Origin of the sequence: Pseudomonas juntendi, from assembly GCF_021560075.1 — a bacterium.
Taxonomy (GTDB): domain Bacteria; phylum Pseudomonadota; class Gammaproteobacteria; order Pseudomonadales; family Pseudomonadaceae; genus Aquipseudomonas; species Aquipseudomonas juntendi.
On the sequence record NZ_CP091088.1, the window covers coordinates 1,249,714 to 1,272,829 of the forward strand.

Here is a 23,116-nt window from a genome sequence, read left to right on the forward strand (position 1 = left end):
GCTGGCGAGTGAATCATCGAATGGGCCGGTCCTGGTTTCAGCAGGGCCGCACTTGGGAGGTGGGCGACTGCAAGGACATGGGGCCAGAATTGACTTTCAGCTTGGTACTAACGAGGCGGACTGTACAGTGAATGAGTGCGCTTGGCAAGCACCGTGTCAGTATTGGGTAGCCGAGCAGTATGGCCTGAATTCGCCAGGCTGGGAAGAGGGTGCAAATGGCCCGTATCGCCACGGATGTACCCATTGCGTGCATTCAAAAGAGGGCTCACGGTGCATTTGTTCACATTCGGTGCAGGGCTTGTAACAGCACCGCAACAACCCCTGGCGACTTCGCCAATGCCTTGACTGCGTGGTTAAGTCAATGAAAAAAAACACTATTTTCAGCTGGTGAAAAAATCGTCAGTTTGACTGAAGCCCACAGTTTACGGGGGTTTGCGGGGTGTGTCATAGGGTTGTCCACCGAGTTATCCACAGGAACTGTGGATTGTCCCCGGCACTTGCTCTAGCACGGGCGTATCAGCTACGCGCCGAGCTGTCCGACAATCGCGAAGCCTGGACGACTAGCCCAACCATTCGCCGGCGAACGTCAAGAAAAGATCATCTAAAATTTTTTTCATTGTTCCGGATTCGACAGGCCATGGCGGAAAAAAAAGCGTACAGTGGCGCGCCTTTCGCATTGCCTGACGTGTTGCCATGAAGTTCCGCAGTAAACACCTCGCCAACTCCGCCGCCCCTACACCACCCCCTGACGCCGAGCGGTTCAGCTTGAAAGTGGCCTTGTGGCTGCTCGATAGCCCGCGCCTCGGTGACAAGCCCCAGGTCAAGCATCTGGCGGGCCGCCTGCTGAAGCAGCCGGCCCGCCAGGGTGTGGTGGTGGCGCAAAGCCGGCTAGGGCAAATGCTGTGCCGGGATTGCGGCAATGCCCGTGACCGGCGCATTGGCCATGAGTTACTGCGCCAGGCAGCGCGGGCCGGGGACCGGCGGGCGCAGCTGGAATACGCGCGGTTGTGCCAGCACAACGCGCCGGCGCAGGCGCGTTACTGGCTGGAGCTTGCGGCGGGGCAAGGTTCGCAGGAAGCGCGGCGGCTGCTGGGGCAGTGGTTTGCGGGTTGAAGGCTGATAAGCTGCACCCATTCGTACAGCGCGTTCGGGGTAAGCATGACAGTGGATCTGGCCAGCATTCTGCTCGGCGTGGTGGCAGGGGCTTTGCCCTGCCTGGGGTGGATCATTCAGCTCCAGCGCCGTCAGGGTGCACGGCAGGGCGAGCAGGCATTGCTGGAGGAGCGCCTCAACGCCGCCCAGTTGGCCCAGGCCGGGCTGCAAGCGCAGCTGGATGCCAGCCGCGACGAAATCAGCGACCTCAGCGAAGCCAATACCCTCAAGCAGAGCCAGCTGGCCGCCCAGGGTCGTGAGCTGGAGTTGCTGCAGATCGACCGCGACAACGCCCGCGACGCCGCCCATGCCTGGCACCTCGAACGCGCCAACCGCGAAGCCGAACTGCGCCGCCTGGAGGCGCAAAGCGCACGCCTGGAGGCTGAACTGCGCGAACAGCAGGAAAGCCACCAGCAACGCCTCGAAGACCTGCAAGAAGCCCGTGACACCCTGCGTGCCCAGTTCGCCGAAATGGCCACCAAGATCTTCGACGAGCGTGAGCAGCGCTTTGCCCAGACCAGCCAGCAGCACCTTGGCCAGTTGCTCGACCCCCTCAAGGAACGCATCCAGTCGTTCGAAAAACGGGTCGAGGAGAGCTACCAACAGGAAGCCCGGGAGCGCTTCTCGCTGGGCAAGGAGCTGGAGCGCCTGCAACAGCTCAACCTGCGCCTGTCCGACGAAGCTACCAACCTGACCCAGGCACTGAAGGGCCAGAAAACCCAGGGCAACTGGGGCGAGTTGATTCTCGAACGGGTACTGGAGCATGCCGGTCTGGAGAAGGGCCGTGAGTACCAGACCCAGGTCAGCCTGAAGAGCGCCGATGGCGAGCGCTTCCAGCCCGATGTGCTGATCATGCTGCCGGGCGACAAGCAGGTGGTGGTGGATGCCAAGGTCAGCCTCACGGCCTACCAGCAGTTCGTTTCCAGCAATGACGAGGCCGCGCTCAAGCAGCATGTGCAATCGCTGCGCAGCCATGTCAAAGGCTTGTCGAGCAAGGATTACAACCGCCTCGAAGGCCTGCACAGCCTCGACTTCGTGTTGCTGTTCGTGCCCATCGAGGCGGCCTTCTCGGCGGCCCTGCAGGCGGAGCCGAACCTGTTCCAGGAAGCTTTCGACCGGCAGATCGTGATCGTCAGCCCCACGACCTTGCTGGCGACGTTGCGGGTGATCGACAGCCTCTGGAAGCAGGAACGCCAAGGCCAGAACGCCCGGGAGATCGCCGAGCGGGCCGGCTGGCTATACGACAAGTTCGTCCTGTTCATCCAGGACCTGGACGAGCTGGGCAGTCGCCTGCAACAGGTGGACAAAGCCTATGCTGCGGCGCGCAACAAGTTGTGCGAGGGGCGCGGTAACCTGGTAAGCCGCAGCGAGCAATTGAAGTTGCTCGGCGCCCGCGCCAGCAAAAGCCTGCCGCCCGACCTGCTGGAACGGGCGCTGGCCGACGCGGCGCTGGCCGATCAAGCGCTTACTGAACCAGGTTCAGATGGCGATTGAGCATAGCGCGCAGGGCCGCAGGCTTGACCGGCTTGGCCAGGTAGTCGAGGCCGGACGCATGCACCAGGGCAATGGTTTCCTTGCTGCCGTCGGCACTGATCACCACACCCGGTACGGGCTCACCCAACCGCGCACGTAGCCAGCCCATCAGCCCGGTGCCGGTCTCGCCGTCGTCTAGGTGGTAGTCCACCAGCGCCAGGTGCGGGCGCAGGCCGTGGTCCAGCAAGGCGGCGCATTCGGCCTGGTTACGCGCAGTAGACACCTGGCAACCCCAACGGCTGAGCAGGCTGTTCATGCCGATCAGAATGCTGTCTTCATTGTCTACGCACAGTACCTGCAAGCCTGCCAGCGGCTGGCTCGCCTGCTCCAGCGGGGCGGGCTGTGCCGGCGCGGCCTGGCGGGCGATGGGCACACTGACCCGAAACACCGTACCTTTGCCTGGCCATGAACGTACTTCCAGTGGGTGGCCGAGCACCCGGCACAGGCCGTCGGCGATCGCCAGGCCCAGGCCCAGGCCCTTTTCGGCACGGGTCTGGTGGCTGTCCAGGCGCTTGAATTCCTGGAAGATCACCTGCAGCTTGTCGTCGGCGATGCCTGGGCCGCGGTCCCAGACTTCCAGCCACAGCCGCCCGCCCTGGCGCCGTGCCCCCAGCAGAATCGGGCTTTTGCCATAGCGCAGGGCGTTGGTAAGAAAGTTCTGCAGCACCCGGCGCAGCAGTTTCATGTCACTGTCCACCCGCAGGCGGCTGCCGCGCAGGCGGAATTCCAGGCCCTTCTCGGCAGCCAGCAGCTTGAACTCGGCGCCGAGGGTGTCGAACAGTTCGGTAAGGGCGAAGGGCTTGGCGTCTGGCGTGATCTTGCCGTTTTCCAGGCGCGAGATGTCCAGCAGGTCGCTGATCAGCTCCTCTGCCGAGCGCAGTGAGCTGTCCATGTGCTGCACCAACTGCCGGGCTTCTTCATTCATGCCTTCGGCCTGCTGCGACAAGGCGGCGGAAAACAGCCGCGCAGCGTTCAACGGTTGCATCAGGTCATGGCTGACTGCAGCCAGGAAGCGGGTCTTGGACTTGCTGACCGCTTCGGCCTGGCTCTTGGCTTCGGACAATGCCTGGTTCAGTTGCGACAGTTCATGGGTGCGCTCGGCCACCCGTTGCTCCAGGCCTTCGTTGGCATCGCGCAGTGCCTGTTCGGCCTCGCGGAACGGCGTGATGTCGGTGAAACTCATGACGAACCCGCCCCCGGGCATCGGGTTGCCGATCAACTCGATCACCCGGCCGTTGGGGAACAACCGCTCGGAGGAGTGCGCACGGCCCTGGCGCATCCAGTGCAGGCGGCGCGCCACGTGCACCTGGGCCTCGCCGGGGCCGCACAACCCGCGCTCGGCGTTGTAACGGATGATGTCGGCAATCGGCCGGCCGACACTGATCAGCCCCTCCGGGTAGTTGAACAGCTCCAGGTAACGGCGGTTCCAGGCCACCAGGTGCAGGTTCTGGTCGACCACGCTGATGCCTTGGTTGATGTTCTCGATGGCGCCCTGCAGCAGGGCGCGGTTGAACTGCAGGACTTCGCTGGCTTCATCGGCGATGCGCACTACGTCTTCCAGCTGCATGTCGCGGCCTTCGATGGCCGCCTTGACCACCGCGCGGGTCGACGAGGTGCCCAGCACGCCGGCCAGCAGCCGTTCGGTGTGTTCGATCCAGTCGCCGTCCGCGTTCTGGTTGGGGTTGAAGCCCTTGCCCTGGCGGTAGGCAAAGCGGATGAAGCTCTGCCGGGCGCGCTCTTCGCCGACAAAGCGCGATGCCAGGGTCAGCAGGTCGTCGATCTGTACCGCCAGCAGCGGCTTGCTGCTGGGCCGGGCGCTGGTCTGCTGGCCAATGAAGCGGCCAGCCTGCCAATGTTCGGACACCCGCGTGCGCGACAGCAGCGACACCCAGGCGAACAGGGTGAAGTTACCCGCCAGCGACAACACCACGCCTTGGGTCAGGGGACTGATCGGCAGGTTCAGCGGGTTGCCGTGCAGCCAAGCCAGCCCTGGGAACACCTGCAGGGGCCAGCCCACACTGTGCGCGGCAATCGGCAACACCAAGGTGTAGAACCACAGGAAGATACCGGCAGCCAGGCCGGCAAACACGCCGCGGCGGTTGGCCTGCTTCCAGTACAGCGCGCCGAGCATGGCCGGGGTCAATTGGGTCACGGCGGCAAACGCGATCTGGCCGATGGTTGCCAGGCTGGCGGTCGAGCCCAGCAGGCGATAGCTGACATAGGCCAGCAGCAGGATCACCACGATGGTCACCCGGCGCACCGAGAGCATCCAGTGACGGAACGCTTCGAACGGCCGTTCGGCATTGTTGCGGCGTAGCAGCCAGGGCAGCAGCATGTCGTTGGAGACCATGGTCGACAGTGCCACGGCCTCGACGATGACCATGCCGGTGGCTGCCGAGGCGCCGCCGATGAACGCCAGCAGCGCCAGGCTCGGGTGGGCCTCGGCCAGCGGCAGGCTGATCACGAACGAGTCGGAAATCACGGCCCCTGGCAGCAGCATTTGCCCGGCCAGGGCAATCGGCACCACGAACAGGGCAGCCAGCCCCAGGTACAGGGGGAACACCCAGCGGGCCAGGCGCAGGTCTTGTGGTTCGATGTTCTCCACCACAGTAACGTGGAACTGCCGCGGCAGGCAGATGATCGCCATCATCGCCACGGCGGTCTGCACCACCATGGAGGGCCAATTGATGGTCTCCTGCCAGTAATCCTGCAACTGAATCGACTGGCGTGCCTGGCTGAACAGGTCGCCGAAGCCGTCATACAGGTTGAACACCACGAAGATGCCCACAGCCAGGAAGGCCAGCAGCTTGATCAGCGATTCGAAGGCAATGGCCAGGACCATGCCACGGTGGTGTTCGGTCACGTCCAGGCTGCGCGTGCCAAACACGATGGCGAACAGCGCCAATACCAGCGACACCACCAGCGCGGTGTCCTGGACGCGTGTGCCGGTGGCGTCGGCACTGGCGCCGATCAGCAAGTTCACGCCCAGCACGATGCCCTTGAGCTGCAGGGCGATGTAGGGCAGCACGCCAACCAGGCAGATCAGCGCCACCACCACCGCCAGGGTCTGCGACTTGCCATAGCGTGCGGCGATGAAGTCGGCGATCGAGGTGATGTTCTGCTGCTTGCTGATCAGCACCATCTTCTGCAACACCCAAGGCGCAAAAATCAGCAGCAGTACCGGGCCCAGGTAGATCGGCAAGAACGCCCATAGTTGTTCGGCGGCCTGGCCAACGGCGCCGAAGAAGGTCCAGCTGGTGCAGTACACGGCCAGCGACAGGCTGTACACCCAGGCACGCAGCTTGGGCGGCAACGGCGTGCTGCGGCGGTCGCCATAGAAGGCGATGGCGAACATGATGGCCATATAGGCCAGGGCGACCACGGCGATCAGCCCGCTGGACAACGACATGAAAACTCCGAAGCAATAAGATAACGCGGTCCCGATCTACCAGTCTGGCACGCTGGTGGCGCTTCGTCAGCGCCGACGATGGTCGCAGTGGCGCGTGGTCGCAGGGCCCGGCTTCGCTGACCGGTACCGGCCCTGTCGCCAGCAAGGCAGCTGACGCCTCAGAACCGCGACAAGCGGAGGATTGACAGCCCGGCATACGCGGGGAATACTGCCTCCAGAATTCATATATATGTTTATATAACAACAAGAGAGCGAGACCCATGCACCCACTGTCCGGTGATGCTCGACTGCCCCGTTACCAACAACTGCGCGACCACTTGCTCGAGCAGATTGCCAACAACCGCTGGCGCCCAGGCGAAGCGATCCCGACTGAGGCTGCCTTGGCCACCGAGTTCGACATGTCAGTCGGCACCGTGCGCAAAGCCGTGGACGTACTGGTGGCTGAAGGCGTGCTGGAGCGTCAGCAGGGGCGCGGTACCTTCGTGCGCCGCCCGCAATTCCAGTCTTCGCTGTTCCGGTTCTTCCGCTTCGAAGCCGCCAATGGCCAGCGCGCGGTGCCTGAAAGCCGCATTCTTGCCATCGAGCCGATGACCGCGCCTTCGGCGGTCGCCGAAGCACTGGGCCTGGCGGTTCACAGCGAGGTGATCCGAATTGTCCGCACGCGCCTGCTCGGCGCCCAGCCGGTACTGGCCGAAGAAATCTGGTTGCCGCGCCAGACGTTCCAGCCGTTGCTGGAGGTCGACCTGAACAGCGAGGGGCCGCTGCTGTACCCCCTCTACGAAGCACTGTGCGGCCAGGTGGTCGCCTACGCCGAAGAAACCCTCACCGCCGAAGCGGTTGACGCGGCGCATGGCCGCTTGCTGCAACTGCCGGCCGGCAGCCCGGTGGTGGTGATCGAGCGCCTGGCCCGTGACTACGCCGGCAAGCCGCTGGAATGGCGCCGCTCACGCGGCCATGCGCAGCACTTCCGCTACCGCATCGACATTCGCTAAGCCGGCGGCTGCACCCCGTTTCCCTCTGCGCCGTGCACACGCGGCGCGGTGGCTTCGCTTGCCTGGCGGTCACAGGCACACACTAGAAGGATAACAATCATGTTCAGTTGGTATCGCCAGATCACCTCGCGGGAACGCAAGACATTCTGGGCCTGTTTCGGCGGCTGGTCGCTCGATGCGCTGGAAGTGCAGATGTTCGGCCTGGCCATCCCGGCGCTGATCGCCGCGTTCTCCCTGAGCAAAGGCGATGCCGGCCTGATCAGTGGCCTGACCCTGGTGACTTCGGCCATCGGCGGCTGGCTGGGTGGCACCTTGTCCGACCGCTACGGCCGCGTGCGGACCCTGCAGTGGATGATCCTCTGGTTCTCGTGCTTCACCTTCCTCTCGGCGTTCGTCACCGGTTTTTACCCCTTGCTGTTGGTCAAGGCCATGCAAGGCTTCGGTATCGGCGGCGAGTGGGCTGCCGGCGCCGTGCTGATGGCCGAAACCATCAACCCGAAATACCGCGGCAAGGTCATGGGCACGGTGCAGAGCGCCTGGGCCGTGGGCTGGGGCCTGGCCGTGGCACTGTTCATGCTGATCTACTCGCTGGTGCCGCAGGAATTTGCCTGGCGGGTGATGTTCTTCGTCGGCCTGTTGCCGTCGTTGCTGATCCTTTGGGTACGCCGCAACGTGCCCGAGCCGGACAGCTTCCAGCGCCTGCACAACGCCAATGCCATCCCTGCCAGCTTCCTGCACTCCATGGCCGGCATCTTCCGCCCGCAGCTGTTGCGCGTGACCTTGCTGGGCGGCCTGCTTGGCCTGGGCGCCCATGGTGGGTACCACGCGGTGATGACCTGGCTGCCGACCTTCCTCAAAACCGAGCGCAACTTGTCGGTGCTGAACTCCGGTGGTTACCTGGCGGTGATCATCCTGGCCTTCTGGTGCGGTTGCGTGGTCAGCGGCCTGCTGATCGACCGCATCGGCCGGCGCAAGAATATTCTGCTGTTCGCCCTGTGCTGCGTGCTGACCGTACAAGCCTATGTGTTCTTCCCGCTGACCAACACGCAGATGCTGTTCCTCGGCTTCCCGCTGGGCTTTTTCGCCGCCGGTATCCCGGCCAGTCTGGGGGCGTTTTTCAATGAGCTGTACCCGGCCGAGGTGCGCGGTGCCGGGGTGGGCTTCTGCTACAACTTCGGCCGCGTACTGTCGGCAGTGTTCCCGTTCCTGGTCGGCCACATGAGCGAGTCGATGTCCTTGGGCAGCGCCATTGGTATCGACGCTGGCATCGCCTATGGCGTGGCGGTGATCGCCGCCTTGTGCTTGCCGGAGACCCGCGGGCGCACCCTCGAAAATGCCACGGCGCCGCACACCGCCGGGGCAGTTGCCAAATAACCTGACTTTTCTGTATGAGAGCCATGCCCGACGTACCTCCTTTACACCTGAGCGCGATCGACAGCCACGCCCACGTTTTCAGCCGTGGGCTGGCGCTGGCCAGTGAGCGGCGCTATGCCCCTGATTACGATGCGCCGCTGGGCGACTACCTGGGCCAGCTGCTGGCCCATGGTTTCAGCCATGGCGTGCTGGTGCAGCCGAGTTTCCTCGGCACCGACAACCGCTACCTGCTCAGCGCCCTGCAGGCTGTGCCGCAGCAACTGCGCGGGGTGGTGATGCTGGCGCCCGATGTCGAGCCACACACCCTTGCCGACATGGCCCGGTCAGGCGTGCGTGGTGTGCGCCTGAACCTGATGGGTCAGACCCTGCCGGACCTGGCCAGTGGCCGCTGGCGACCGCTGCTCGAACGCATTGGCGAACAAGGCTGGCACCTGGAACTGCACCGGCAGGTGGCGGACATACCGGCACTGGTCCGCGCGCTACAACCCTATGGCCTGAACATCGTGATCGACCATTTCGGCCGCCCCGATGCCCGCCGTGGGCTGGGCCAGCCCGGGTTCGCCGAACTGTTGACCCTGGGCGGGCAGGGCAAGGTTTGGGTGAAGGTGTCGGGGATCTACCGGCTGGCGGGGGCGCCGGACGAGAATCTGGCCTTCGCGCGCTCGGCACTGTGCGCGCTGGAAGCGCACTACGGCGCCGAGCGCTTGATGTGGGGCAGTGATTGGCCGCATACCCAGCATGAGTCGACGACCAGCTTTGCCACTGCAGTGCAGCAGTTCGAGGCCTTGGGTTGCTCGGCCCAGCTGCGCCAGGCCCTGCTGGTGGATACCGCGCGGGCTTTGTTCGGTTTCGAATGAGCGCCTGCCGGGCGCGATCGACCCGCTGAGCGTGGCGGGTTCTGCCCCTGCGCTTGCCAGCCGCTGCCTTTCCCATGCAGATTTGTGGCCTGGTGCGCCCGGCGCGCCTCCAATTGAAAAGCCATCAGGACCAAGGACGATGAGTCATTCCTCGCAATTCACCTTGCTCGGCAAGCGGCGCTTCCTGCCGTTTTTCATCACTCAGTCGCTGGGTGCCTTCAACGACAACCTGTTCAAGCAGTCGCTGATCCTGGCGATCCTGTTCAAGCTCAGCCTGGGCGAGGGTGACCGGTCGATCTGGGTCAACCTGTGTGCCTTGCTGTTCATTCTGCCGTTTTTCCTGTTTTCGGCGTTAGGTGGGCAGTTTGGCGAAAAGTTTGCCAAGGACGCGCTGATCCGCGCCATCAAGCTGGCCGAGATCGCCATCATGGCGGTCGGCGCCCTGGGCTTCATCACCAACCACCTGGCGCTGATGCTGGTGGCGCTGTTCGGCATGGGCACGCATTCGGCGCTGTTCGGCCCGGTGAAGTATTCCATCCTGCCCCAGGCCCTGCGTGAAGAAGAGCTGGTCGGTGGCAACGGGCTGGTCGAAACCGGCACCTTCCTTGCCATCCTGGCAGGCACCATCGGCGCCGGGGTGATGATGTCGGCCGACAGCTACGCCACCGTGGTGGCCGGGGGGGTGGTCGGCACTGCGGTGCTGGGCTACCTGGCCAGCCGCTGGATCCCGCGGGCAGCCGCGGCCTCGCCGAACATGCCGCTGGACTGGAATATCTTCAAGCAATCCTGGGTGATCCTGCGCATGGGCCTGGGCCAGCCGCCGGCAGTGTCGCGCTCGATCGTCGGCAACTCGTGGTTCTGGTTTGTCGGTGCCATCTACCTTACGCAGATTCCGGCCTACGCCAAGGACTGGCTGCACGGTGACGGCACCGTGGTAACGCTGGTGCTGACGCTGTTCTCGGTGGGCATCGCGCTGGGCTCTCTGCTGTGCGAACGGCTCAGCGGGCGCAAGGTGGAAATCGGCCTGGTGCCATTCGGCTCGTTCGGCCTGACCCTGTTCGGGTTGCTGTGGTGGTGGCACTCTGGCGATGTGCCAGCGGCTGCTGCGCCGCATGACTGGCTGGCGCTGCTGGGCATGAGCCAGGCCTGGTGGATCCTGCTGTCGATCATGGGCCTGGGGGTGTTCGGCGGCTTCTATATCGTGCCGCTGTATGCCTTGATCCAGGCCCGCACCGGCGAAGACCAGCGCGCCCGGGTAATCGCGGCCAACAACATCCTCAATGCCCTGTTCATGGTGGTGTCGGCACTGCTCACCATCCTCCTGCTGGGCCTGGCCAAGCTGAGCATCCCCCAGCTGTTCCTGGTGGTGTCGCTGCTCAATATCGCGGTCAACGCCTACATTTTCAGGATCGTGCCCGAGTTCACCATGCGCTTCTTGATCTGGCTGCTCAGCCATTCGATGTACCGCGTGCAGCACCGTGACCTCCAGCGCATTCCCGACCAGGGTGCGGCGTTGCTGGTGTGCAACCATGTCTCGTTCGTCGACGCGCTGCTGTTGGGTGGGGCGATCCGCCGGCCGATCCGCTTTGTCATGTACTACAAGATCTACAACCTGCCGGTGCTCAACTTTGTTTTCCGTACCGCAGGGGCCATCCCGATTGCCGGGCGCAATGAAGACCAGGCCACGTACGAGCGGGCCTTCGCACGCATTGCCGCGTACCTGGCCGACGGCGAACTGGTGTGCATCTTCCCGGAGGGCAAACTGACCGGTGATGGTGAAATCGATGTGTTCAAGGGGGGCGTCAAGCGCATCCTCGAAGAAACCCCGGTGCCGGTGATTCCGCTGGCCTTGCAGGGCTTGTGGGGCAGTTTCTTCAGCCGCGACCCACGCAAAGGCTTCTTCAAGCGGTTGTGGTCGCGGGTGACCATCGTGGCCGGTGCCGCCATCCCGGTGGAGGCGGCGCAGCCAGAAGCCTTGCGAGAGCAGGTCAGCCGCTTGCGCGGCAACCTGCGCTAGGGGAGAGGATCAGCTGGCGCTGACCTTCAGGCCGACCAGGCCGGTGATGATCAGCGCCACGCTAACCAGGCGTACAAGGGCCATGGATTCGCCGAACAGGATAATGCCGGCGATTACCGTGCCCACGGCACCCACCCCGGTCCAGATGGCGTAGGCAGTGCCCAGCGGCAACTCCTTCATGGCCAGGCCCAGAAGGCCGAGGCTGATAGCCATGGCGGCGACGGTGAGTACGGTGGGCAGTGGCTTGCTGAAGCCGTCGGTGTATTTGAGGCCTACGGCCCAGCCGACCTCGAACAGGCCGGCGAAGAACAGGATGATCCAGGACATGGTGCTTCTCCATCGTGGTGAATGATGGGGCCGTCCCCGTAATGATCACGCGGTGCGTCGTGAGGTCGTCCTCACAGTGAGCACTATAGTGCACACCTGCAGGTTTCAGGGCAAGACGCGAGACGCAAGCTGCAAGCTGCAAGAAAAACCCAAAGCAGGGGTGCCGTGTTCGATGCGGCACCGTAGTACTTTCACTTGCCACTTGCCACTTGCCACTTGCCACTTGCCACTTGCCACTTGCCACTTGCCACTTGCCACTTGCCACTTGCCACTTGCCTTTCGCTACTGCTTTCAGACCCCCTGCGGAATCTCCTCGCCACCCAGGGCCTCGAACAGCACCGGCAAGAATTCGGCAAAGGTCATCATCATCAGCTGGAAGCTGGCGTCGAACTGCTGGGCCGCCTCATCGCCACCGTCCTGTTCGGCCTGTTCCTGCAGCAGCTCTTCGAACTTCAGGCGCTTGATGACCATCTTGTCGTCGAGGATGAACGACAGCTTGTCCTGCCAGGCCAGGGCCAGTTGGGTAACCACCTTGCCGGTGCTCAGGTGCAGCTGGATTTCTTCGCCGGTCAGGTCCTGGCGTTTGCAGCGCACGATGCCACCGTCTTCGGCGGTGTCGCGCAGTTCGCACTCGTCCAGCACGTAGAAGCCTTCAGCAGCCTGTTGCGACTTGACCCAGTCGGTCATGGTAGCAACCGGTGCGATTTTTACCGTGGCTGGGCGCACTGGCAGCGAGCCCATCACTTCACGCAGGGTCGACAGCAGGTCTTCGGCACGCTTGGCGCTGGCCGAGTTGACCAGGATCACACCCTGACGCGGGGCAATGGCAGCGAAAATCATCGAGCGGCGGATGAACGCGCGCGGCAGGAAGGCCTGGATGATCTCATCCTTGATCTGGTCGCGTTCCTTCTTGTAGACCTTGCGCATCTGCTCGGTCTCGATCTCTTCGACCTTTTCCTTCACGGCGTCATTGACCACGCTGCTTGGCAGGATGCGTTCTTCCTTGCGTGCGGCAATCAGCAGGTACTCGCCGCTGACATGCACCAAGGGCGCGTCTTCGCCTTTGCCGAACGGTGCGATGAAACCATAGGTGGACAGCTCCTGGCTGGCACAGGCGCGGGCCGGCTTGCTGGCCAGGGCGGCCTCCAGCGCTTCAGGCTCGAACGGTACTTCCTGGGTCAGGCGGTAGGTCAGCAGGTTCTTGAACCACATGCGGGGCAATCTCTCATTAATGCATAAGGCGGGCATTATTCTCCGAGCAGTGCTCCCAGGCCAACCCTGTCAGAGGGCCAGCAGTGGTTAATGGCGCAAGAAAACGCCTGGCAACGCTAGGTCTTTGAAAGGCCTGAGGTTTTTTTTGAAAAAAGTTTAAAAAGTGCTTGCCAGGGTGCAGGGGCGTACGTAGAATGCGCGCCACACCGAGAGACATGGGTGATTAGCTCAGCCGGGAGAGCATCTGCCTTACAAGCAGAGGGTCGGCGGTTCGATCCCGTCATCACCCACCACTCGATGTATAGCGCAGCGGTAGTTCAGTCGGTTAGAATACCGGCCTGTCACGCCGGGGGTCGCGGGTTCGAGTCCCGTCCGCTGCGCCATATTCAACTTCCAGGGCCCACTGAACACCCGGAAGTTACAAAGAAAGCGACCTTAGGGTCGCTTTTTTTTTGCCTGAAATTCTGTGCCTGATTTAAATGCGCAAAAACTTCGATAAGGGCTTGCCAGAGCGAAAAGTCGCCCGTAGAATGCGCGCCACACCGAGAGACATGGGTGATTAGCTCAGCCGGGAGAGCATCTGCCTTACAAGCAGAGGGTCGGCGGTTCGATCCCGTCATCACCCACCACTCGATGTATAGCGCAGCGGTAGTTCAGTCGGTTAGAATACCGGCCTGTCACGCCGGGGGTCGCGGGTTCGAGTCCCGTCCGCTGCGCCATATTCAACTTCCAGGGCCCACTGAACACCCGGAAGTTACAAAAAAAGCGACCCTAGGGTCGCTTTTTTTGTGCCTGTATGCTTCAAGAGCCCGCAGAGCGCTTCAGTTTCAGCCCCGGCGTTCTTCTTCACGCAACGTCAGCACTTCGAAACCGTCGTCCGTCACCGCCACCGTGTGCTCCCATTGCGCCGACAAGCTGTGGTCGCGGGTAACCACTGTCCAGCCATCTTTCAGTTCGCGCGTGCCGCGCCCACCCTGGTTGATCATCGGTTCGATGGTGAACACCATGCCTGGCTTGAGCTTCATGCCCATGCCGCGCTGGCCCACGTGCAAGACCTCCGGTGCTTCATGCATCTGCTGGCCGATACCATGCCCACAGTATTCGCGCACCACGCTGTAGCCCGCGGCCTCGGCATGGGCCTGCACGGCGTGGCCGATGTCACCCAGCGTGGCCCCTGGGCGCACCTGCTCGATGCCTTTCCACAGCGCTGCATAGGTGGTGTCGACCAGGCGGCGGGCCTCGTCGCTGATCGTGCCAATGCAGTACATCTTCGAGGCGTCGGCGATGTAGCCGCCCTGTTCCAGGGTAATGTCGACGTTGACGATCGAGCCTTCCTCAAGCACCTCGTCGGCTTTGGGCATGCCATGGCACACCACATGGTCCACCGAGGTATTGAGCGAGTAGGGGAACCCGTACTGGCCCTTGCTCGCAGGCCGGGCCTTGAGCGTTTCGACAATGTAGGCTTCGGCGCGGTCGTTGATTTGCAGGGTGGTCACGCCGGGGCGGATGAAGTTGTCGAGGTCAGCGAATACCTGGGCCAGCAACTGGCCGGCCCGGCGCATCAGCTCGAGTTGGGCGGGGGTCTTGAGGATCACCTGGGGCATGGGGAAAGGGCGGTTGCTCATGCTGGAATTTGCCCCAGCATAGCGCCAGCGGGTGTTAAGTTGCCACCGCATGGTGCGCAGGGTGCGCAGGGTGCGCACGGTACGCCAGAGCGCGGGCGTGGTAGAAGCGTCTGCTCCAGCTGGCCCACTAATTGCTGGCTACCTCCCATCCCGGGCCATCAACGTCGACAGCCCGCACATTCTCACGACAAAGGCGCCGTGTTGCCCCCGCTTGCTGCTGCAGGCCGGGGCAGCCGGCGCCTTTTTGCGTTTCCACAGGAGCCCGCCCATGGTCAATAACGAAGTGCGCAGCGTATGCCCGTATTGCGGGGTTGGTTGCGGCATCGTCATGAGCGTTGCCGATGGCAAGGTCGGCAAGATCAGCGGCGACAAGCAGCACCCCAGCAACTACGGCCGGCTGTGCACCAAGGGCCTTACCGCCCACTTGCCGCTGACGGCGGCCGGGCGCATGGAAGACGCCTACCTGCGCCAGCAACGCAACCAGCCGCCAGTGCGCGCCAACATGGACCAGGCAATTGCCGAGAGTGCTAAGCGCCTGCGTGGCATCATCGACCAGCATGGGCCAGACGCCGTAGCGCTCTACGTGTCCGGGCAGATGTCGCTGGAGGCCCAGTACCTGGCCAACAAGCTGGCCAAGGGTTTCATTCGCACCCGCCACATCGAGTCCAATTCGCGCTTGTGCATGGCCAGTGCCGGCAGCGGCTACAAGCTGTCGCTAGGCGCCGACGGCCCGCCTGGCAGCTATGAGGATTTCGAGCACGCCGATGTGTTTCTGGTGATCGGTTCGAACATGGCTGACTGCCACCCGATCCTGTTCCTGCGTCTGCTCGACCGGGTCAAGGCAGGGGCCAAACTGATCGTCGTAGATCCCCGGCGCAGCGCCACGGCGGACAAGGCCGACCTGTTCCTGCAGCTGCGCCCCGGCAGCGACATGGCCTTGCTCAATGGCCTGCTGCACCTGCTGCATCGCAATGGCCACACCCAACCGGACTTCATCGCCCGCCATACCGAAGGCTGGGACGACATGCCCGCCTTGCTCGATGACTACAGCCCCGAACGGGTGGCCGCCATCACCGGGCTGGCCGAGGCCGACATCGTCAAGGCCGCGCAATGGATCGGCAGCGCCGGCAACTGGATGAGCTGCTGGACCATGGGGCTGAACCAGAGCATTCATGGCACCTGGCACAGCAATGCCATCTGCAACCTGCACCTGGCCACCGGCGCCATTTGCCGCCCTGGCAGCGGGCCGTTCTCGCTGACCGGCCAGCCCAATGCCATGGGCGGCCGCGAAATGGGCTACATGGGGCCCGGCTTGCCCGGCCAGCGCTCGGCGCTGGTGGCGGCCGACCGTGCCTTCGTCGAACAGCAGTGGCAACTGCCACCCGGTAGCCTGCGCAGCGAAGCCGGCGAGGGAACGGTGGCCCTGTTCGAGCAACTCAAGGCCGGCGAGGTGAAAGCCTGCTGGATCATCTGCAGCAACCCGGTTGCCAGTGTCGCCAACCGCCAGCAGGTGCTCGACGGCTTGCGCCAGGCCGACCTGGTGATCGCCCAGGACGCTTACCTCGACACCGAAACCAACCGTTACGCCGATATCCTGCTGCCTGCCGCGCTGTGGGCCGAAGGCGAGGGCGTGATGATCAACAGCGAACGCAACCTGACCCTGATGCCCCGCGCTGTCGAGCCGCCCGGGCAAAGCCTGCCGGACTGGCAGATCATCGCCCGCGTGGCCTGCGCGATGGGCTATGGCGAGGCCTTCGATTACCCGAACGCCGAGGCGGTGTATGAGGAAATTCGCCGCTTTCACAACCCGGCCACCGGCTATGACCTGCGTGGCATCAGCTATGCCGACCTGCGTCAGCAACCCCGGCAGTGGCCCAGCGCCCCGGGGCGCGAGCAGCACCGCAGCCCGCTGCGTTACCTGAACGATGGCAGCAGCCAGGCGCTGCTGCTCGATGACCAAGGGCAGCGGCCGGCTATCGCCTTCCCCACGGCCAGTGGCAAGGCACGCTTCTTCGCCCGGCCCTGGTTGCCCGCCGCTGAGTTGCCGGATGACGCCTACCCCCTGGTGCTCAACACCGGCCGCGTGCAGCACCACTGGCATACCCTGACCAAGACCGGCAAGGTACCGGCGCTGAACAAGCTGGAGCCCGGCCCGTTCGTTGAAATCCACCCGGAAGATGCCGCCCGTTTGGGCATTGCCGAAAAAGACCAGGTGGCCGTTCGCTCGCGGCGTGGCCAGGCCGTGCTCCCGGCGCGTATCAGCGACCGGGTCATGCCGGGCAACTGCTTTGCGCCGTTTCACTGGAACGACCTGGTCGGTGAGCAGCTGGCCATCAATGCCGTGACCTGCGATGCGCTCGACCCTCTGTCGTTGCAGCCCGCATTCAAGCACTGCGCCGTGGCCCTGCAGCGGGTTGCCGGCGAGCGTATCGATGCCCTTGAACTGCACACCTCCGTTGCCGAGCCTGCCAGCATGCCGACCGCCACCTTGTCCCGCCTGTTAGGCCTGGACACCTTGCCGGCCCCGGTGCTGGCCGACGACGAGCGCCACTATCTGCAAGGTTTTCTGCTGGGGCTGGCCCAGGCGCGCGCCGACGCTGTGCCCAGCCTGCCGGCCAGTGCGCCGCTGCCGGCCAGCCGGCGTATGTTCGTTGACGGCTTGCTGGCCGGGCTGTTCGCGACCCCGGCCCAGGCACCGGCCGCGGCGCCAGCCCAGCCGCTGCACCAGGTGGTATGGGCTTCGCAGACCGGCAACTGCGAACTGCTGGCCGAGCGCTGCGCCGAACGCCTGCGCGGCGCAGGCCTGCAGGTGCAGCTCAGTTGCATGCAGGCGACCCGCCCCAGCCAGCTGCGCGGCGCTGCCAGCGTGGTGTTCATTACCAGCACGTTCGGTGATGGCGAGGCCCCCGACAGTGCCGCGAACTTCTGGCAGGCGTTGCAAGGTGAGGAGGGCGGCCACTGCGCCGAGCTGCCGTATGCCGTGCTGGCCTTGGGCGACTCCAGTTATGAGCAGTTCTGTGGTTTTGGCCGCAAGCTGGACCAGCGGCTGGCCGAGCTGGGCGGCCGGCGCCTGCTGCAACGGGTGGACTGCGAGCCCGACTTCGACGAAGTGTTTGCCGGCTGGCTGGAGGCACTGCTGCCAAGCCTGGGGAGCACCGCCGCGGCACAGCCGGCCGGCGCAGCGGCACCCGTGGCGGTTTACACCAAGCAGCGGCCCTGGGCGGCCACCCTGCTGGAAAACCGGCTGCTCAACGGCCCCGGTGCCAGCAAGGAAACCCGCCAGCTGGTCTTCGACCTCAGTGGCAGCGGTTTCACCTACGCCGCCGGCGACGCCCTGGGGGTATGGCCACGCAATTGTCCGGCGCTGGTCGCAGAACTGCTGGCGCTGATGCAACTCGACGGCCAGGCGCTGGTGGAATTGAAGGGCCAGCCCGCCAAGCCGCTGGCCGAAGCCCTGCAGGCACACCTGGAAATCGCCAAGGTCACCCCACAGCAACTGCAGGTGTTCGCCGCTAATGCCCCCGACCTGCAGCGCCTCCTGCAGCCCGAGTGCAAGGCCGAACTGCAGGCGTGGTTGTGGGGCCGGCAACTGGTCGATGTGTTGCGCGCCTTCCCGCAGCAACTGCCACTGGCCAGTTGGCTCGCGTTGCTCAAGCCGTTGCAGCCACGGCTGTACTCGATCAGTTCCAGCCCACTGGCGCACCCGCAACAGGTGCACCTGACCGTTTCCACGGTGCGCTACGGTGATCGCAACGGTGTGTGCTCCAGCTTCCTGGCCGACCGGGCACAGTCGTTGAAGGTGGCGATCTTTCCGCAGGTGTCGAAGCACTTCCGCCTGCCTGAGGACGATGGTGTGCCGTTGATCATGGTCGGCCCTGGCACTGGCATTGCGCCGTTTCGGGCGTTCCTTGAAGAGCGTGAAGCGCGCGGCGCCAGCGGGCCGAACTGGCTGTTCTTCGGCGAGCAGCACGCTGCGAGCGACTTTTATTACCAGGCGCAATTGCAGGCCTGGCAAGCCACGGGGCACCTGCGGCTGGACACGGCGTTCTCGCGTGACCAGGCGCAAAAGATCTACGTGCAGACGCGCATGCTCGAGCACGGGGCGCAGCTGTGGCAATGGTTGCAGGCCGGGGCGTACTTCTATGTCTGCGGTGATGCCCAGCGCATGGCCAGGGATGTGGATGCGGCCTTGCGGGCGATTGTCGCCGAGCATGGCGGCATGGATGCGGCGGCGGCTGATGCCTACGTCGACGGCCTGAACCAGGCCCGGCGCTACCGGCGTGACGTGTACTGATGTGCACCGCGATGGGCTGCAGTGCACTGTGAATGTGCGCAGCCGGTGCCGGGTGGCGGGCGAGCGAGCCCGCTGCTGCAAAGGCCTGGAACGCTGTGCAGGCCCGTGCAGGTGCGGGTTTGCGCGTAACGCGTCCACCCCCGGCACCAGGCTTGGCACACTCCCTGCTTAGCCCATGTAACAACAAAGCCCACTGATCAACGGCGATCAACCGGGCCCCCTACCGTGATGAATACAGGCAAAAGCGCCTGGAGCTTCGGCTCCAGGCGCTTTTTTTTTGATCGAGGATCGGCTTATGAAGGCAACAGCGAGCAGCGGGCAACGAGAGCGACTGGTCATCGTCGGCAACGGCATGGTCGGCCACCACTGTGTCGAACAACTGGTCAGCCGCGGCGCCCTGCAGCAGTTCGAGGTACGGGTGTTCGGCGAGGAGCGCCAGCGCGCCTACGATCGAGTGCACCTGTCCGAGTACTTTGGCGGTAGCTGTGCCGAAACCCTGGCCCTGTGCGAGCGCGACTTCTACACCGCCAGCGGCGTGCACCTGCACCTTGGCGAAGCGGTCCTGCAGATCGATCGCGAGCGGGGCGAGGTGGTTACCGCCCAAGGCCGCTACGGCTACGACCAACTGGTCCTGGCGACCGGTTCCTACCCCTTTGTGCCGCCGATCGAGGGCTCCAGCGGTGATGCCCGCCTGGTCTACCGTACCCTCGACGACCTCGATGGCATTCGCGCTGCCGCCGCCAGCGCCCGCCGTGGCGTGGTGGTGGGGGGTGGCCTGCTGGGGCTGGAAGCGGCCAACGCCCTCAAGTCGCTCGGCCTGGAAGCCCACGTGGTGGAGTTCGCGCCACGGCTGATGCCGGTGCAGCTGGATGGCGAGGGCGGCGCAGCGCTCAAGGCACAGATCGAAGCACTGGGCGTGGGGGTGCACCTGTCGCGTGCCACCCAGTCGATCAGCCAGGGCGACGCCTACCGTTACCGCATGAACTTCGACGGTGGCCAATACCTGGAAACCGACCTGATCGTGTTCTCCGCTGGCATTCGCCCTCAAGATGCCCTTGGCCGTGCCTGCGGCCTGGACATCGCCACGCGCGGCGGGATAGTGATCGACGAGCACTGCCGCAGCAGTGACCCGCGCATCTTTGCCATCGGTGAATGCGCATCGTGGAACGGCAGCGTGTTCGGCCTGGTCGCGCCCGGCTACAGCATGGCGCGCAACCTGGCGGCATTGCTCTGCGGCGAGGCGCCGGTGCCGTTCAGCGGTGCCGACATGTCGACCAAGCTCAAGCTGCTGGGGGTGGACGTCGGTTCGATCGGTGATGCCCACGGTGCTACGCCCGGTGCACGCAGCTACCGCTTCATCGACGAAGCCAACAGCGCCTACCGGCGGCTGGTGGTGGATGCCAGCGGCAAGCATGTGCTGGGTGCGGTGCTGGTTGGCGACAACAGCTATTACGACACCTTGCTGCAGTATGCCCAGTACGGTATTGCCCTGCCGGCCGACCCCGCCGCGCTGATCCTGCCGCAAGGCGGCGCAGCACCAGCGCTGGGGGCCGACGCCTTGCCCGACAGCGCCACCATCTGCTCCTGCCATAACGTCAGCAAGGGTGCAGTCTGTGCCGCCATCGACAGCGGCTGCAGCGACCTGGCTGCGGTCAAGGGCTGCACCAAGGCGGCAACCGGCTGTGGCGGCTGCGCGGCCTTGCTCAAGCAAGTCTTCGAACATGAACTGACGGCCCGCGGTGTAGCAGTGGACAAGAGCCTGTGCGAGCACTTCGCCTACACCCGGCAAGAGCTGTACGGCATGGTGCGGGTGGAGGGCATCCGCACCTTCAGCGAATTGCTCGCACGTCACGGCAAGGGCCACACCGGCTGTGACATCTGCAAGCCGGCGGTGGGCAACATCCTTGCCTCCTGCTGGAACCAGCCGATCATGGACCCGGCGCTGGTGCCGCTGCAGGACACCAACGACACCTTCATGGCCAATATGCAGAAAAACGGCACCTACTCGGTGGTGCCGCGTATTCCGGGGGGTGAAATCACCCCGGACAAACTCATCGTGATTGGCCAGGTGGCCAAGAAGTACGACCTGTACACCAAGATCACCGGCGGCCAGCGCATCGACCTGTTCGGCGCCCAGCTGCACGAATTGCCGCTCATCTGGGGGGAGTTGATCGAGGCCGGTTTCGAAACAGGCCATGCCTACGGCAAATCGACCCGTACGGTGAAGTCGTGCGTGGGCAGTACCTGGTGCCGCTACGGCGTGCAGGACAGCGTGGCCATGGCCCTGCGCCTGGAAGACCGCTACAAGGGCCTGCGCAGCCCGCACAAGCTCAAGTTCGCCGTGTCTGGCTGCACCCGCGAATGTGCCGAGGCGCAGAGCAAGGACATTGGTGTGATCGCCACCGACAAGGGCTGGAACCTGTACGTGTGCGGTAACGGCGGCATGCGCCCGCGGCATGCCGAACTGTTTGCCACCGACCTGGACGACGAAACCCTGGTACGCCTGATCGACCGCGTGCTGATGTTCTACATCCGCACCGCCGACAAGCTGCAGCGTACTTCGGTGTGGCGTGAAAACCTCGAGGGCGGGCTGGACTACCTGAAACAGGTGGTCATCGACGACAGCCTGGGCCTTGCCAGCGAACTGGAAGCGCAGATGCAGCATGTGGTCGACCAGTATCAGTGCGAATGGGCCAACGCCCTGAACGACCCCGAGAAGCTCAAGCGCTTCCGGACCTTTGTCAACGACCAGCGCGCCGACCCGGACGTGCACTTCGTGCGTGAACGCGAACAACGCCGGCCTGCCGCGCCGCTGCACCTGATCCCCACTGTCGAGGAGGCTGTCTGATGATGCTGTCCAATGCTGCTGTGAACAAACGCGAGAACTGGCAGGCCGTGTGCCGGGCGCAAGACCTGGTGGCCGACTCCGGTGTGGTGGTGTGGCTCGACGGTGCCCAGGTGGCGCTGTTCTATCTACCTGGCCAAGCCCAGGCGCTGTACGCGGTGGACAACCGCGACCCACGCTCCGGGGCCAACATCATCGGCCGCGGCTTGGTGGGGAGCGTGCAGGGTGAGCTGGTGGTGGCGGCGCCTTTGTACAAGCAGCATTTCAGCCTGCACACCGGGGAATGCCTGGAGGACAGCGGGCAGCGCTTGCGGGTGTGGCCGGTGCGGTTGAAGGGTGAGGCGGTGGAACTGGGTGTGGCCTGATTCTCGTGCATTGCCAGTGCCGGCCCTTTCGCGGGCTTGCCCGCTCCTACAGGTACAGCGCAGCCCTCAAGCCCTGCGATGAATCTGAGGGAGCGGGCGAGCCCGCGAAGAGGCCGGCACTAGTGCCTCAGAACACCAGCCCCTGCGGCGTGCGCCCGGCAAACACATCTACCAGGCTGGCCACCACCATCTCGCCCATGCGCGTGCGGGTCTGCACGGTGGCACTGGCCCGGTGCGGCTGCAGTACCACGTCCTCACGCTCGAACAACGCCTCGGGCGCTCGCGGCTCATCGGCAAACACATCCAGCGCCGCGCCGGCGATCTCGCCAGCCTGTAATGCCGCGATCAAGGCCGGTTCGTCCACCAGCTTGCCGCGCGCGATGTTGATCAGGTAACCCTCGCTGCCCAAGGCCCGCAGCACGTCGCGATCGATCAGCGCCTCACCCTTGTCGGCCGCCGCTGCAAGGATCAGTGCGTCGCTGTGCTTGGCCAACTGCAGCAGGTCGGCCTCGAAGCCGTATGGCACATCCAGCGCCTGCAAGTCGGTGTAGCGAATCGGGCAACCGAACGCGGCTGCCCGCTGCGCCACCGCGCGGCCGACCCGGCCCATGCCGACAATGCCCACGCGCATGCCCGACACCTGACGGGCCAGTGGCAACGGTGCCAGCGGCGTGGCACTGGTGGCCCAATGGCCGGCGCGCACGAAACGGTCACCGGTGCAGATGCCCCGGCACACACCGATCAGCAGGCCGATGGCGAGGTCGGCAACGTCCTCGGTGAGGGCGCCGATGGTCGCTGTCACCTGGATGCCGCGGTCGCGGGCGTAGGCCAGGTCGACCGCGTCGGTGCCGACACCATTGACCGCGATCACTTCCAGGTTGGGCAGGCGCGCCATCAGTGCCTGGCTGATACCCGTGTGGCCACCGGTGATCACGCCGCGGATATTGTCGGCATGCTGGCTGACGTAGGCGTGCTTGTCGGCCTGTTCGTAGTAGCGGTGTACGGTGAACAACTGTTCAAGGCGCTCACGGATCTGCGGGATGAGGATCGGGCTAAGTTGCAGGACTTCGGGTTTCATCGGTCACTCCATCAGGAACAGGGTTCATCGAAAGCA

At 64.4% G+C, this 23,116-nt stretch carries 14 protein-coding genes and 4 tRNA genes; 13 read left to right on the forward strand and 5 right to left on the reverse strand.

Going from position 1 to position 23,116, the window contains the following annotated elements; all coding sequences use genetic code 11:
- Positions 1 to 693 precede the first annotated feature (693 nt).
- The gene (locus L1P09_RS05720; RefSeq protein ID WP_029886691.1) at positions 694 to 1,113 is read left to right on the forward strand and encodes a tetratricopeptide repeat protein; all 420 of its coding nucleotides are present in this window, start codon (positions 694 to 696) and stop codon (positions 1,111 to 1,113) included.
- Positions 1,114 to 1,272: 159 nt separating this feature from the next.
- Complete coding sequence (gene rmuC / locus L1P09_RS05725; RefSeq protein ID WP_161893205.1) at positions 1,273 to 2,646, forward strand: DNA recombination protein RmuC; 1,374 nt, start codon at positions 1,273 to 1,275, stop codon at positions 2,644 to 2,646.
- On the opposite strand, the gene L1P09_RS05730 is transcribed toward rmuC, so the two are convergent.
- On the reverse strand, positions 2,618 to 6,094 hold the full coding sequence (locus L1P09_RS05730; protein WP_029886689.1) for a hybrid sensor histidine kinase/response regulator: 3,477 nt from the start codon (positions 6,092 to 6,094) through the stop codon (positions 2,618 to 2,620). The two genes, rmuC and L1P09_RS05730, sit on opposite strands and share 29 nt — an antisense overlap.
- A gap of 260 nt (positions 6,095 to 6,354) precedes the next feature.
- Between L1P09_RS05730 and L1P09_RS05735 the strand changes: the two genes are divergently transcribed.
- From L1P09_RS05735 to L1P09_RS05750, 4 genes are all read left to right on the forward strand, one after another.
- On the forward strand, positions 6,355 to 7,086 hold the full coding sequence (locus L1P09_RS05735) for a GntR family transcriptional regulator (RefSeq protein ID WP_029886688.1): 732 nt from the start codon (positions 6,355 to 6,357) through the stop codon (positions 7,084 to 7,086).
- A 99-nt stretch (positions 7,087 to 7,185) separates the two neighbouring features.
- A complete protein-coding gene (locus tag L1P09_RS05740) occupies positions 7,186 to 8,460 on the forward strand; it encodes an MFS transporter (protein ID WP_029886687.1) in 1,275 nt (424 codons plus the stop codon).
- A 23-nt stretch (positions 8,461 to 8,483) separates the two neighbouring features.
- Positions 8,484 to 9,317 carry an amidohydrolase family protein gene (locus tag L1P09_RS05745; protein ID WP_029886686.1) on the forward strand — a complete coding sequence of 278 codons (834 nt, stop codon included), beginning with the start codon at positions 8,484 to 8,486 and terminating at the stop codon, positions 9,315 to 9,317.
- Positions 9,318 to 9,456: 139 nt separating this feature from the next.
- A complete protein-coding gene (locus L1P09_RS05750; RefSeq protein ID WP_110678008.1) occupies positions 9,457 to 11,334 on the forward strand; it encodes an MFS transporter in 1,878 nt (625 codons plus the stop codon).
- A gap of 9 nt (positions 11,335 to 11,343) precedes the next feature.
- Here L1P09_RS05750 and sugE read toward each other — a convergent pair whose 3' ends face one another.
- Together sugE and rdgC are read right to left on the reverse strand one after the other, a co-directional pair.
- Positions 11,344 to 11,661 (reverse strand): quaternary ammonium compound efflux SMR transporter SugE, encoded by a 318-nt coding sequence (gene sugE / locus L1P09_RS05755; RefSeq protein ID WP_009686221.1) that lies wholly within the window; start codon positions 11,659 to 11,661, stop codon positions 11,344 to 11,346.
- A 291-nt stretch (positions 11,662 to 11,952) separates the two neighbouring features.
- A complete protein-coding gene (rdgC, locus tag L1P09_RS05760; protein ID WP_009686222.1) occupies positions 11,953 to 12,873 on the reverse strand; it encodes a recombination-associated protein RdgC in 921 nt (306 codons plus the stop codon).
- Positions 12,874 to 13,090: 217 nt separating this feature from the next.
- Between rdgC and L1P09_RS05765 the strand changes: the two genes are divergently transcribed.
- The 4 genes from L1P09_RS05765 (at position 13,091) to L1P09_RS05780 (ending at position 13,592) form a co-directional block, all read left to right on the forward strand.
- Positions 13,091 to 13,166, forward strand: a tRNA-Val gene (locus L1P09_RS05765).
- Between the two features lie 13 nt (positions 13,167 to 13,179).
- Positions 13,180 to 13,256: transfer RNA gene (locus tag L1P09_RS05770), tRNA-Asp, on the forward strand.
- A gap of 170 nt (positions 13,257 to 13,426) precedes the next feature.
- A tRNA-Val gene (locus tag L1P09_RS05775) sits at positions 13,427 to 13,502 on the forward strand.
- A gap of 13 nt (positions 13,503 to 13,515) precedes the next feature.
- Positions 13,516 to 13,592, forward strand: a tRNA-Asp gene (locus tag L1P09_RS05780).
- Between the two features lie 108 nt (positions 13,593 to 13,700).
- Here L1P09_RS05780 and map read toward each other — a convergent pair.
- Positions 13,701 to 14,498, reverse strand: a complete 798-nt coding sequence (map, locus tag L1P09_RS05785) for a type I methionyl aminopeptidase (protein ID WP_225624710.1) — start codon at positions 14,496 to 14,498, stop codon at positions 13,701 to 13,703.
- A 268-nt stretch (positions 14,499 to 14,766) separates the two neighbouring features.
- On the opposite strand from map, the gene L1P09_RS05790 reads away from it, so the two are divergent.
- The 3 genes from L1P09_RS05790 (at position 14,767) to nirD (ending at position 22,002) form a co-directional block, all read left to right on the forward strand.
- Complete coding sequence (locus tag L1P09_RS05790; protein ID WP_235768573.1) at positions 14,767 to 18,792, forward strand: bifunctional nitrate reductase/sulfite reductase flavoprotein subunit alpha; 4,026 nt, start codon at positions 14,767 to 14,769, stop codon at positions 18,790 to 18,792.
- A 295-nt stretch (positions 18,793 to 19,087) separates the two neighbouring features.
- Entirely contained in the window at positions 19,088 to 21,640 is a 2,553-nt protein-coding gene (gene nirB / locus L1P09_RS05795) for a nitrite reductase large subunit NirB (protein ID WP_235768575.1), read from the forward strand.
- Positions 21,640 to 22,002: a nitrite reductase small subunit NirD gene (nirD, locus tag L1P09_RS05800; RefSeq protein ID WP_235768577.1), complete on the forward strand. Its 363-nt coding sequence runs from the start codon at positions 21,640 to 21,642 to the stop codon at positions 22,000 to 22,002. The genes nirB and nirD overlap by 1 nt, the downstream gene beginning before the upstream one ends.
- 127 nt (positions 22,003 to 22,129) lie before the next feature.
- Here nirD and L1P09_RS05805 read toward each other — a convergent pair whose 3' ends face one another.
- On the reverse strand, positions 22,130 to 23,080 hold the full coding sequence (locus L1P09_RS05805) for a 2-hydroxyacid dehydrogenase (protein ID WP_029885868.1): 951 nt from the start codon (positions 23,078 to 23,080) through the stop codon (positions 22,130 to 22,132).
- Positions 23,081 to 23,116: the final 36 nt, after the last annotated feature.